The 11,504-nt window shown below is 70.5% G+C and carries 9 protein-coding genes; 4 read left to right on the top strand and 5 right to left on the bottom strand.

Features of this window, described 5'->3' with window-relative positions; translation table 11 throughout:
- The first annotated feature begins 153 nt into the window (after positions 1 to 153).
- Positions 154 to 1,155, top strand: coding sequence for a M23 family metallopeptidase (locus AB0H84_RS24885; protein WP_357608527.1), 1,002 nt, complete (start codon positions 154 to 156; stop codon positions 1,153 to 1,155).
- An 11-nt stretch (positions 1,156 to 1,166) separates the two neighbouring features.
- Positions 1,167 to 2,597 (top strand): peptidoglycan recognition family protein, encoded by a 1,431-nt coding sequence (locus AB0H84_RS24880; protein ID WP_357608524.1) that lies wholly within the window; start codon positions 1,167 to 1,169, stop codon positions 2,595 to 2,597.
- Positions 2,598 to 2,664: 67 nt separating this feature from the next.
- On the opposite strand, the gene AB0H84_RS24875 is transcribed toward AB0H84_RS24880, so the two are convergent.
- Positions 2,665 to 3,030, bottom strand: coding sequence for a cupin domain-containing protein (locus AB0H84_RS24875; RefSeq protein WP_357608521.1), 366 nt, complete (start codon positions 3,028 to 3,030; stop codon positions 2,665 to 2,667).
- Between the two features lie 175 nt (positions 3,031 to 3,205).
- Here AB0H84_RS24875 and AB0H84_RS24870 point away from each other — a divergent pair, with 175 nt between their 5' ends.
- Entirely contained in the window at positions 3,206 to 7,036 is a 3,831-nt protein-coding gene (locus tag AB0H84_RS24870) for a S8 family serine peptidase (RefSeq protein WP_357608518.1), read from the top strand.
- Between the two features lie 68 nt (positions 7,037 to 7,104).
- Here AB0H84_RS24870 and AB0H84_RS24865 read toward each other — a convergent pair whose 3' ends face one another.
- From AB0H84_RS24865 to AB0H84_RS24855, 3 genes are all read right to left on the bottom strand, one after another.
- Positions 7,105 to 8,136, bottom strand: coding sequence for a hypothetical protein (locus AB0H84_RS24865; RefSeq protein WP_357608516.1), 1,032 nt, complete (start codon positions 8,134 to 8,136; stop codon positions 7,105 to 7,107).
- A gap of 72 nt (positions 8,137 to 8,208) precedes the next feature.
- Positions 8,209 to 8,865 (bottom strand): carbohydrate ABC transporter permease, encoded by a 657-nt coding sequence (locus AB0H84_RS24860; RefSeq protein WP_357608513.1) that lies wholly within the window; start codon positions 8,863 to 8,865, stop codon positions 8,209 to 8,211.
- A 58-nt stretch (positions 8,866 to 8,923) separates the two neighbouring features.
- On the bottom strand, positions 8,924 to 10,123 hold the full coding sequence (locus AB0H84_RS24855) for a transposase (RefSeq protein ID WP_357608510.1): 1,200 nt from the start codon (positions 10,121 to 10,123) through the stop codon (positions 8,924 to 8,926).
- A gap of 23 nt (positions 10,124 to 10,146) precedes the next feature.
- Here AB0H84_RS24855 and AB0H84_RS24850 point away from each other — a divergent pair, with 23 nt between their 5' ends.
- Complete coding sequence (locus AB0H84_RS24850; protein ID WP_357608507.1) at positions 10,147 to 10,281, top strand: hypothetical protein; 135 nt, start codon at positions 10,147 to 10,149, stop codon at positions 10,279 to 10,281.
- Positions 10,282 to 10,332: 51 nt separating this feature from the next.
- Here the strand turns inward: AB0H84_RS24850 and AB0H84_RS24845 are convergent, their stop codons facing one another.
- Positions 10,333 to 11,448: a LacI family DNA-binding transcriptional regulator gene (locus AB0H84_RS24845; protein WP_357608504.1), complete on the bottom strand. Its 1,116-nt coding sequence runs from the start codon at positions 11,446 to 11,448 to the stop codon at positions 10,333 to 10,335.
- Between the last annotated feature and the right edge of the window lie 56 nt (positions 11,449 to 11,504).

The following is an 11,504-nucleotide window of genomic DNA, read 5'->3' as shown; positions in this document are numbered from 1 at the left end:
AAGCTGGAAGGGCCTTTATACCGATTTTGGATGTTCTTTGTATGTCGTACTCGCAATCTTGGTCCCCAGCAAGAGCGCTTCGAAAGATCCAACGGACAGTTCGCGGTGCCGGTCGGGGACCACCCCCTCCGGCGCGCGCAGAAAGGTATCCGCATGAGACCCAGAGGGGTGCTTACGGCCGGGGTTGCCCTGCTCTTCAGCCTCGCCACAAGCTCGATCGCGACGGCGGCATGGGCCGCCCCGACCCCGACCCCTTCGCCGTCGTCCTCGGCGAAGGAGGACGAGGGGGAGATGGGCAACCCGCCGAACCAGGTGGACGTCCCGCCGGTCTCGACCCTGGCCGCCCCGAGCTTCCAGCTCCCGTTCCCGTGCGGCCAGACCTGGACGGGCAACAACAGCGGGAGCAGCGCCCACCGGTCGTATGAGATCGACTTCAACCGGGGCAGCACGCCCGACGCCGACAAGGGTGACACCGTGGTCGCCGCCGCGGCCGGCACCGTGGTCATCTCCGCCCACCAGGGCTCGGCCAACGGCTACGGCAACCTGGTCAAGATCGACCACGGTGGTGGCTGGACCTCGTACTACGCCCACCTGAACTCCCGCGCCGTCTCGGCCGGCGCCCAGGTCGCCCAGGGCCAGAAGATCGGCACCGTCGGCAACACCAGCAAGCCGGGCAACAACATCAGCCCCCACCTCCACTACGAGGTGCGCAACGGCTCCAGCTACCCGGCCAACATCAAGAAGGCCGTCTTCAACGGCGTCACCTTCGGCTACCCGATCGCCTCGGTGACCTCGAAGAACAAGTGCGGTGGCGGCGGCGGCTCCACCAACCCGCACACCGCCGAGTCCGTCTGCGGCAGCGGCTACAAGGTGATCGAGTCCAAGGCCCTCGGCACGGCCGGCACGGTCTACCTGACCTACAACTCCGCCAACGGCAACAACTGCGTGGCCACGATCAAGAAGACCTCGCTCGGCAAGGCCAGCGCCACCAGCGCCTACCTCGAGGTCCAGGGCAAGACCCGCGTCACCGACAGCGGCAGCTTCGAGTACTACGCCGGACCGGTCCGCGGCTCGGCCGCCGGCAAGTGCGTCAAGTGGGGCGGCAGCGTCGGCTCGAGCAAGTACGACGCCCCGTCCGGGCACTGCGGGAGCTGAACTCTGTGAAGATGCGCATGATTCTTACGGGCGCGGTCATCCCCCTGGCGATGCTCGCGGGCGCGGGGCAGCCGGCCTCGGCCGCCGCCGCCGACCCGATGGCCGACGCGTTCGCCAAGGCCGCGGCCGCCTACGAGGTGCCGCGTGACCTGCTGGTGTCGGTCGCGTACTCCGAGACGCACCTGGACGGGCACAAGGGCCAGCCCAGCGCGGACGACGGCTACGGCGTGATGCACCTGGTCACCGCCAAGACCCTCGACCGGGCGGTCACGCTGACCAAGAAGCCGCTCTCGGCCCTGAAGGCGGACGACGCGGCCAACATCGCCGGCGGCGCCGCCGTGCTGCGGGCCTACGCCGACGAGCTCAAGCTGACCGCCGCCGCCCGCAAGGACGCCGGCAAGTGGTACCAGGCGGTGGCCAAGTACTCCGGCGCGTCCTCGCCCGAGGTCGCCCGGCTCTACGCCGACACCGTCTACGACATGCTGGGTGAGGGCATCCGCGCCACCACGCCCGGTGGCGAGACCGTCACCGTGCCGGCCCGCGCCGTGACGCCCGACCGCGGCCAGTACGCCAAGGCGGACGACCTGGGCAACCCCGGCACGCTCGCGGCGAGCACGGACTACCCGTCGGCCGTGTGGGTGCCCGCCCACAGCAGCAACTACGCGGTCTCCAACCGGCCGGCCAGTGACGCCATCGACCGCATCGTCATCCACGTGACGCAGGGCTCCTACGCCGGGACGATCGACTGGTTCCAGACCGGGCCCAGGCCGAACCCGACTTCGGCCCACTACGTCGTGCGCTCCTCCGACGGCGCCATCACCCAGATGGTCAGGGAGAAGGACCGCGCCTTCCATGCCGGCAACTACAACCGGCGCTCGGTCGGCATCGAGCACGAGGGCTTCGTGGACAACGCGACGTGGTTCACCGACGCGATGTACCGCTCGTCGGCCGCGCTGACCCGCAACATCGCCGACCGGTACGGCATCCCCAAGGACCGCACCCACATCATCGGCCACGTCGAGGTCCCCGGCACCGACCACACCGACCCGGGCCGCTACTGGGACTGGACCAAGTACATGCAGTACGTCACCGGCGGAAGCGGCGGGGGCGGCGGCACGAACCCCCACACGCCGGAAGAGGTGTGCGGCAGCGGCTACAAGGTGATCGACTCGCAGGCCCTCGGCACGGCGGGCACGGTCTACCTGCTCTACAACTCGGCCAACGGCTACAACTGCGTGGCCACGCTCAAGAAGATCTCCCTGGGCACGGCCTCCGACACCAGTGCCTTCCTGGAGGTGAAGGACAAGACCCGCATCGTGGACTCGGGCAAGTTCGAGTACTACGCGGGACCCGTCCGGGCCGCCGCCGCCGACAAGTGCGTCAAGTGGGGCGGCAGCGTCGGCACCAGCACGTACGAGAGCCCCTTCGAACACTGCGGTTAAACACCCACTGACCTGTGGCCGGATCGCACCGGACTGGCGATCCGGCCACAGCCATGTCCGGCCCCGATCAGAGGGTCCGGGTGCCCCTGGCGTATTCCGCGGCGCCGCCCGCGAAGTCGTAGACCACGCACTGCTCGTCGCCCACCACCCAGGCGTCGTGTCCGGGCGTGCAGACGAAGACGTCGCCGGGGCCCACCTCGGACTCGCCGCCCTCGTCGCTCCGGAGGCGCAGCCGGCCCTGGACGACGAAGCAGTTGTGGTGGACCTGGCACGAGTCGGTGCCCGCGATCGGCTTCACCGACGACGACCACCGCCAGCCCGGCTCGAACGTGGCCACGCCGAAGGTCAGGCCCTCCAGGTTGCACACTTCGATGTGCCCCATGGGGAAGTCGCGGCGCTCGTCAGGCTTGTCGATGCTCTTGACCTCGATCATGACGTCCCCCTTCCGTCATTTCCAGCTTACCGTCCGTGATCGCCGCGCCGGGCCCCGCCGTGGGTCGCGCTTGTCCTGTTTCCGTACATGGCGGGAAAAGGACTCTCGATCATCTTTCGCGGCTTTACTGCGATCTGTCATGGTTCCCGGGACTCGATGATCTCTGAGGAGACGCATGATCGGCCGCTCGCTTGTCGCGTTAGGCGTGCTGCTGTCCACCGGGATGGCCGCGCCGACCCCCCTTCCCACCCCCTCGGCCCCGGCGCCGGTCGCCGGTGCGGCGGGGGAGTCCGCCAAGAAGATCACATTGATCACCGGGGACGTGGTGACCTACGGCACCGCCCCCGACGGCAGCCCGCAGGCCCAGGTCGAGCCGGCCCGGAGGCCCGACGGCGCGCCGGTGTTCTTCATGTCGGTACGCGAGGGCAAGGCGTACTACGTCTACCCCACGGACGTGATGGACGAGCTGTCGGCGGGCCGCCTGGACAGGGGCCTGTTCGACGTGGCGTACCTGGCGGGCAACGGCTACTCCGACGCCGAGAGCCCCACCCTGCCGGTGATCGTCCAGCACGGGGCCCAGCAGCGGATCGCCGGGGCGCGCGCCCTCGCCAGCATCGACGGCATGGCCGTCAAGGTGGACAAGAAGGCCGCCGGGCAGTTCTGGTCCGGGGTCGCCACCGCCAGGGCCGCGTCCTCGAAGATCTGGCTCGACCGCAAGGTCCAGGTCGCGCTCGACCGGAGCGTCAAGCAGATCGGCGCCCCCGAGGCGTGGGCGGCCGGGCTCAAGGGCACGGGCGTCAAGGTGGCCGTGCTCGACACCGGCGTGGACGCCACCCACCCCGACCTGGCCGGCCGGATCGCCGCCACCGCGAACTTCAGCTCGGAGCCGAGCGCCGAGGACGGGCACGGCCACGGCACGCACGTCGCCTCCATCATCGCGGGCAACGGCCCCAAGTACCGCGGAGTCGCGCCCGAGGCGTCGCTGCTCGTCGGCAAGGTGATGAACAACTACGGCAGCGGCCTCGAGTCCGACATCATCGCGGGCATGCAGTGGGCAGTCGCCCAGCAGGCCCGCGTGGTGAGCATGAGCCTGGGCGGGTGCTGCCCCGGCCCGGACAACCCGCTGGACCAGGCCGTGGACAAGCTCTCCGCCGACTCGGGCGCGCTGTTCGTGATCGCTGCGGGCAACGACGGCCAGAACCGCACGATCGGCTCGCCCGGCACCGCCGCCTCCGCGCTGACCGTCGCCGCCGTGGACCGCTCGGACGCGCTCGCCTCCTTCTCCAGCCGCGGCCCCACCCCGCTCGACTACAGCCTCAAGCCCGACATCAGCGCCCCGGGCGTGGACATCGTCGCCGCCCGCGCGCACGGCACCACCATGGGCGAGCCCGCCGAGGACGGCTACACCGCCGCGTCCGGCACGTCGATGGCCACCCCGCACGTCGCCGGCGCCGCCGCGATCCTCGCCCAGCAGCACCCGGACTGGACCAACGTCCAGCTCAAGGCCGCGCTGACCAGCACCGCCCACGGCGACGGGCAGGACGCCTACGAGCAGGGCGCCGGCCGCGTCGACGTCGCCCGCGCCGTCAAGCAGCAGGTACGCGCCTCCGGCAGCATCGACTTCGGCTTCCTGCCCTCGCCCCAGAGCGGCCCGGTCGCCAAGACCCTCACCTACACCAACGACGGCGACCAGCCGGTGACCCTCACCCTGAGCACCGGCGTCAAGGCGCACCGGGGCGGCGGCCTGCCGGCCCGCACGCTCACCCTCGACCGCGGCACGGTCACCGTCCCCGCGCACGGCACCGCGCCGGTCACGGTCACGTTCGACCCCGCCGGCCCCGACACCTGGTACGAGGGGTACGTCCGGGCCTCCAGCGGCGACGTCCAGGTGAACACGGCCGTCGGCGCGTTCGTCGAGCCGCGGAAGGTCACCGTCCGCACCCGGCTGGTGCTGCCCGATGGAGCCACCGGCAGCACGGAGATCCCGTGGCTGCTCATGCGGACCGACGACCGCGACGACCTCCAGTACTCCTACAGCCCCACCACGGGCACCGAGAGCCAGGCGCAGGTCTACCCCGGCACCTACGCCGTGATGAGCGCGCTCGCCTGGCGCGGCGCGGACGGCGAATGGGCCCAGGCCCTGCCCGTCGAGCCGCAGATCGAGATCACCAAGGACACCACGGTCACGCTCGACCTGCGCAAGGCGCGCAAGGTCTCCGTGGAGACGCCGCGCGACTCGGAGGTCTACCTCTCCCAGTACGCCTTCCGGCGCAAGGCGGCCAACGGCATGGCTTCTGTCGACGCGTCGTCGCTGTATCCGCAGTACGGGATCGACGACTACCTGATGCTGCCCACGCGCAAGGTCACCCAGGGCACGTTCCATCTGACCGGCCGCTACCAGATGGGCGCCCCGGCCATCCGCATGAAGGTCCCCGGCGGCCCCGACCTCACCCCGCGCTACGCGAACCTGCAGACGGTGACGCCCAAACTCGACGGCCGCAGCAGGCTCGCACTGGTCCCCGCGGGCAAGGGCGCCGACTTCAGCGGCCTGGACGTGCGGGGCAAGCTCGTCCTGCTCGACCTCGCGGACCTGTGCCCGGCCACGGCCTGCACGGGCAACGCCCTGGACCGCGTCAAGGCCGCCCAGCAGGCGGGCGCCGCCGCCGTCCTCGGGTACGGGGCCGCCGGCCGGTCCTTCCTCGACCCGGCCGCGAGCTGGCCCACCTACCCGATCCCGACCATGAGCCTGCCCGCCGAGCAGGGGCGCGCGCTGGCCGCCCTGTCCCGGCGCCGGCCGGTGACGGTCACGGCGGAGGGCGTCGCGACCACGCCGTACCTGTACTCGCTGTTCCTCCCCGAGCAGGGCCGGGTCCCCGCCGACGTCCGCTACTCGATCAAGCCGCGCGACCTGCAGCAGATCGACGACCGCTTCCACGCCGACCGGCCGGGCGAGGTGGAGCTGAGCACGGCGGCGTCGCTGCTGACCCATCCGGGCGCGTACGCCGGGCCGTGGTCCATGGAGCACGCCGTGCGCGCGCAGACGACCCTCACCGAGTACGTCGGGCCGCTCTCGCCGGACGTCGTCTGGACCCGGACGAACACCACGATGTACGACGAGGGCGACGACTATTACGCCAGACACGCGCTGACGACCACCGCCGTGGACATCTTCGCCAAGTCCGGATCGCGCACCGAGGCGTGGGGGATCCAGCCCCGCGTGCCCGGCAACGTCGTCGTCTCCGACGCGGTGGTCGACGCGGGCGTCGCCATGTGCTTCCCGTGCCGCACACAGGACACCTTCCTGGCGGCCGTGCCGGTCATGGGACCGGTGCCGAACCACCAGGAGGCGTACACGTACAACGCCAACTTCCAGAGCGACGTCCACGGCGGCAAGGACGAGATGCGCCTGTATCGCGACGGGCAGGAGATCCCCCTCGTCGAGGCCCAGATCGTGCTGGCGATCGTCGCGTTCATCGTGCCGACCTTCACCCTGCCGCAGACGGAGGCCGCCTACCGGCTCACCGACAAGTTCCACACCCCCAACCCGTCGCAGCTGTACGCCAAGGATGTCGAGACCGCGTGGACCTTCCGGTCCAAGCAGCCGACCGGAGGGATGTCCACGACGGACGACGGTCTCTGCCTGGCCTGGTTCATCACGGGCAAGCTGGCGCCGTGCGAGCCGGTCAGGCGGCTCAACCTCCGCTACGACGTGCCCCTCGACCTCGACAACCGGCTCAAGGCGGGCACCTCGCACCGGATCACCGTCACCGGCTACCACGGGTCCTACGGCGTGCGGGACGCGAAGCTCACGGCGCTGCAGCTCTCGGTCACGTTCGACGACGGCGCCCACTGGACCCCGGTCCCCGTGTCCTCCTCGGGACGCGCCACCATCACGCCGCCCGAGCTCTCCCGCACCACGGGCGCCGTGGGGCTCAGGGCCCGGGCCACGGACGCCGAGGGCAACACCGTGGAGCAGACCGTCCACCGGGCCTACGGACTGAAGTGACGACCTCCCTCCCCGCCTCCGTGCTGCGCTGGAGGCGGGGAGGGAGGTACATCCCCCGCCGAGTGGCCTCAGCCGCGGATGCCCGCCTTCCGCCACACCTTGAGCAGGCGGCGGGCCGAGCCGCCGACGGGCCCCACCGCCTCGTACAGCACCTTCCGCGAGATCGGCTCGGCCTCCGTCACGGCCGGCACGGCCTCGTCCGCGGCGGTGATCGTGTGCGAGCAGACGCTCAGCAGGTACTGCGGGATCTGCAGGCGCGGATCCGTGCAGCCCACCAGCGGGACGCCCACGGCCGCGACCACGGGGAAGACCGTCCCCGGGATGCCGATGGCGGCCTCGGCCCGCGCCGACGCCTGGACCGACGGCACGGAGCTGATCTCGTACCGCTCCCACAGCGAGCGGTCCTCGCGCGGGTGCAGCCCGACCAGGATGTGCTTGCCCGCCGCCGTCAGCCGCTCGGCCGCGGCCAGGAGCAGCTCGGTGCCGGGCGCCGAGCCGCCGGTGCCGCTCGACCTGGTGACGCTGGTCAGCACCAGGACGGTCCCGGGCTCGGGGGCGTGCCTGGGCAGGTCGTCGGTCTGTGGCGTGCCCACGACCGCGATCGGGCGGCGCGTGCCCAGATAGTCGTCGAACACCTTGGCCTCGGCGGGCGAGGACGCGGTGATCGCCCTGAGCCGGTCGCGGAACTCCTTCGCGCGGGGCGCCTCGACGGGCAGCTGGTACGCCAGCGAGCTTGCGATCAACGGCAGCCGGGGGAACCGCGCCGCGCACTCCGCCGGCCAGTCCCCGGCGCCCGTCACCACGAGCAGATCGGCGCCCTGAACCCGGTCGGGCGTCACCACCGGCACCGGGTCGCCCGGCTTGATCCCGGACAGATCCGGCACCAGCTGCGCGATCTCCCACCCTTGCCGCCGCGCCTCGGGCAGCAGCGGCGCCACGTGGTAGGTGCCCCACGGCTCGTTCGTGGCGATCAGGACCCGTGGCGCTCTCCTGTCGGCGTACGCGGCGGTGCCGCTCAGCGCGGCGAGACCGGCTCCGGAGAGCGCACCGGCAAGCAGGGAACGCCGGGAGAGCCTGGGCGATTTGTCATCAAATTTCATGAGATCGGAACCTATGGTCCTGGCGCTACCCGTCTGTGAACAAGCGCTGACGCTCAAGGGAATGGATGGCCATCAGCCCTTCTCAGAGCCCTCGTTGGCGCCGCGTACGAAGTACCGCTGGAAGACCACGAACACGACGGCCACCGGAAGGGTCGCCGGCAGCGCGGCGCCCAGCTTGAGCGGATACTGCGTGTCCTTGCCCAGCGACCCGGTCACCAGGTCGGCCAGCCCGCGCGGCAGGGTGAACAGCTTCGGGCTCCGCACCGCGACGAGAGTGTGCGGGAACGCGTTCCAGGTGCCCTGGAAGGAGATGATGGTGAGCGTCAGCAGCGCCGGCCGGGCCATCGGCAGCACGACCGACCAGTACGTGCGGAAGACCCCCGCCCCGTCCACCCGGGCCGCCTCCTCCACGCTGACCGGCAGCGAGTCGAAGAACTGTTTCATGATGAAGACCCCGGCGGCGTCCGCGATCACCGGCAGGATCAGGGCGGTGTAGCTGTCGTACATGCCGAACTGGTTCAGCACCAGGAACTTCGGGATGAACAGCACCACCCCGGGCACCGCCATGATCGCCACGATGGCCGAGAACAGGGCGCGCCGTCCGGCGAAGCGCAGCCGCGCGAGCGCGTAGCCGGCCATGGAGTCGAGCAGCACCCGCCCGGCCGTGACCACCACGGTCACCAGCACCGAGTTGCCCAGCCACAGCGGCAGGTCGGTGTTGACGAACACCTTCTCTTGACGTGCTCCCCGGCGTAAACGTCGCGGATTCTGGCCTGTGCCGCGCTGTTCATGCGGCGGCACTTCCATGGCTTCCTGCTTCGTCGGCCCGTGCCGCCGCGAGCGGTGGTCTTACCGGTCCTCCACAGGCGTTTAGTCTCTCCGCCCGTCCGGCGGCGAGAATGTTGATCGCGGCGTTGACGTCCCGATCATGGACGGCGCCACACGGGCAGGACCATTCCCGCACGTTCAACGGCATCGTCTCGGCCAGCCTCCCGCAGGCCGAGCAGAGTTTGGACGACGGGAAGAACCGGCCGACCTTGGCGAACTGCCTGCCATACAGTTTCGCCTTGTACTCCAGCATGCTCACGAACGCCGACCAGCCCGCGTCATGCACGCTCTTGGCCATCCTCGTGCGCGCCAGCCCCTTCACCGCCAGGTCCTCCACATACACCGCTTGATTCTCACGGATGATCTGTGTGGAGGTCTGGTGATGGAACTCGCGACGCGCATCAGCGACCTTCGCATGCCGGCGGGCCACCTTCACCCGGGCCCTGGCCCGATTGGACGATCCTTTCTCTTTACGTGACAGCGCTTTCTGCAGCTTCTTGAGCTTCTTCTCCGCCCGGCGCAGAAACCGCGGAGAGTCGATCTTCCGGCCGGCCGCAAGGACGACGAAATGGCCCAGCCCCAGATCGATCCCCGTCTCGGCAAGCGTGGCGGGCAGCGGCTGCTCGCGCACCTCGACCACGAAACTGGCGAAATACCGGCCCGCCGCATCCTTGATGACGGTGACCGAAGACGGGGGCGCGGGCAGCTTTCGTGACCACCGCACCTTCACGTCCCCGATCTTCGGCAGGCGCAGCTTCCCGCGAGGGGTGACGGCGAAGCGGGCGTTCTTGGTGAACCGGATCGCCTGCCGATGGTCCTTGCGGGACCGGAACCGGGGCGGGGCCACCTTCGGACCTTTACGCTTGCCGGACAGCGAGGCGAAGAAGTTGCGGAACGCGGTGGTGCAGTCGGCCAGGGCCTGCTGCAGCACCACCGCCGATACCTCGCCCAGCCAGGCCCGTCCAGGTGTCTGCTTGGCGTGCGTGATCACCGTGCGAGACAACTCGGCATCGGTGATGAACGGCAGGCCGACCTGGTGGGCGTGGTTGCGCAGCGCGAGCGCGTCGTTGAACACCACCCGCGCGCACCCGAACGCCCGTGCCAGTGCGGTGCGCTGGGCGGGGGTCGGGTCGATCCGGTAGGCGTACCGAAGCTGCACGAGGCTGATTCTAGAGTTGGTTTATGGGCGAGTACGCCGATGTCAGAACCGGCAGGCACTGTGTTTTCATGCTGCACGCACATTTGGGTTTCGTCACCAAATTTCGGCATCCGGTCTTCATCGGCACCCACCTGCCCCGGCTGGAAGAGATCACGTGATCGGTGTGCGCCGACTTCGAAACCGAACGTGAGCGTGGCGGCGCGGGGGAGTCAAGCCGACTGGCGAATGATCAGGCTTGGGGGCAGCAGCACGTGCGTGGACGGCGGTTCGGCGTCGGGGCTCTCCAGGGCGCGGGCGAGCAGCTCGACGCAGGCCGCCGCGGCCTCGGCGAGCGGCTGGTTGACGCTGGTCAGGCCGACGGCCTTGGCGGCGGGGGTGTCGTCGAAGCCGATCACGGCGACGGGCCGGCCCGGCTCCCGCGCCTGCAGCGCGCCCAGGGCCAGGGAGTCGCTGGCGCACACCAGGGCGGTCAGCTCGGGATCGGCGGCGAGCAGGTCGCGGGCCGCGCTCTCTCCGGCGGCGATACCGTCCTCGACCGCCCGCTGCAACCCGCCGAGAGCTGCGCCCTGCTGGGAGGCCGCAGCGTCCGGCCCCTGCCGGAAGGCCGCGAGGTCGGTGCCCTGCTGGGAGGCCGCGAGAGTGGCGCCCTGCTGGGAGGTCGTGAGGTCGGTGCCACGTTGCGAGGCGGCGAGGGCGCGGGCCCATCCTTCCCGCCGGTCGTCGCCCACGCCCGAGCCCGGCGGCCAGCCGATGAAGCCGATGCGCCGGTGGCCGGCGGCCAGCAGGTGGCGGGTGGCCGCCTCGGTGCCCGCGGCGCCGTCCACGTCCACCCACGGATGGCGGGCGTCGGGCAGGTCGCTCCACGGCCGGCCGAACGCGACGAACGGCAGCCCGCGCTCCAGCAGCCAGGACGTGCGGAGGTCGTCGTGGTGCGTGGCGGTCAGGACGAAGGCGTCCGGTTTGTAGGCGCCGAGCAGGTCCTCGTACGTGGCGATCTCCGACCGGTCGTCCGCGGCGGTGTAGAGCAGGATCCGGTACCCCTCCTGGGCCGCCGTCTCGGTCAGGCCGTGGAGGAAGCGGTCGAGCACCGAGCCGCTGATCCCGTCGCCGTCGGGCTCGATGCGGATGGCGATCAGGCGCGAGCGGCCGGTGCGCATCTGGCGGGCGGCCTGGTTGGCCCGGTAACCCAGCCGCTCGATCACTTCCAGGACGTGCCTGCGGGTCTCCTCCCGGACCACTTCGGGGCTGTTGAGCGTGTTGGACACCGTCTGGCGCGACACGCCGGCCGCTCGGGCCACGTCGGTGATCGTCACCTTTTCCGCCATGAAGCGCCTTTCGAGGGGTTGAACGTTCAAAGTCCGATGATGCATGATTTGATCGT

This window comes from Nonomuraea sp. NPDC050786, from assembly GCF_040654115.1.
In the GTDB taxonomy this organism is placed as follows: domain Bacteria; phylum Actinomycetota; class Actinomycetes; order Streptosporangiales; family Streptosporangiaceae; genus Nonomuraea.
The sequence above is the reverse complement of the archived record's forward strand: the minus strand, read 5'-3'. Positions and strand labels throughout refer to the sequence as shown.